The sequence below is a fragment of the Rhizobium sp. CSW-27 genome, assembly GCF_018760785.1.
Taxonomy (GTDB): Bacteria; Pseudomonadota; Alphaproteobacteria; order Rhizobiales; family Rhizobiaceae; genus Neorhizobium.
This window is the reverse complement of record NZ_JAHHZO010000066.1, coordinates 1-749: the sequence shown is the minus strand read 5'-3', so window position 1 is coordinate 749 and position 749 is coordinate 1. Positions and strand designations below refer to the sequence as shown.

1 protein-coding gene and 1 pseudogene are annotated in these 749 nt (G+C 61.4%); both read left to right on the top strand.

What is annotated here, in order from left to right; genetic code table 11:
• A pseudogene (locus KLP42_RS26605) lies at nt 1-303 on the top strand (IS21 family transposase); the annotation flags it as partial.
• Nucleotides 236-749 (top strand): ATP-binding protein (locus KLP42_RS26600; protein ID WP_215571166.1); only part of this gene is annotated, 514 nt, incomplete at its 3' end. The pseudogene KLP42_RS26605 and the gene KLP42_RS26600, both read left to right, overlap by 68 nt.

Genomic DNA, 749 nt, shown 5'->3' with positions numbered 1-749 from the left:
CAAATGGTCACCATTCTCGGATGCGTGCCGGGCGACGGTGTTACCGCCGTGGAGGCCGCCTGCCAGGAGGCGCTTGATCAAGGCGTCTGCTCGGCTGCCGTCATCCTCAACATCCTGGCGCGGCATCGCGATCCGGCTCCAGCGGCACACTTACAAATCCCCGATGCACTGCGGCTCACTCATGAGCCGATCGCCGATTGTGCACGCTATGACAGCCTCGAGGTGAGGCAAGCTGATGGAACGCACACAGGTTCTGGAATTGATGAGCACCTTGAAGCTCTACGGCATGCGCAGCGCCTATGACGAGGTCATGGGCAACGGCATCAAGCGCCAGCATGAGCCGCCGCGCATTGTTGGCGATCTTCTGCAGTCCGAGATCGCCGAGAAGCAGGCCCGCTCCATCCGCTACCAGCTCAGCATCGCCAAGCTACCGCTCGCAAAAGACATTGACGACTTCGAGTTCGCCAACACGCCCGTCAATGAAGGCCTTGTCCGCGACCTGGCCACCGGAGCCTTTGTGGCCGATCAGCGTAATATCGTTCTCGTCGGCGGCACGGGCACCGGCAAGAGCCACCTGGCCATCGCGATTGCCCGTGCACTCATCCGCAACGGCACACGCGGCCGCTTCTTCAATGTCGTCGATCTGGTCAACCGGCTGGAGACAGAGACGCGCAGCGGCAAGCAAGGCCGGACGGCCGATTATCTCAATCGTCTCGACTTCATCATCCTCGACGAGCTCGGATATCTGC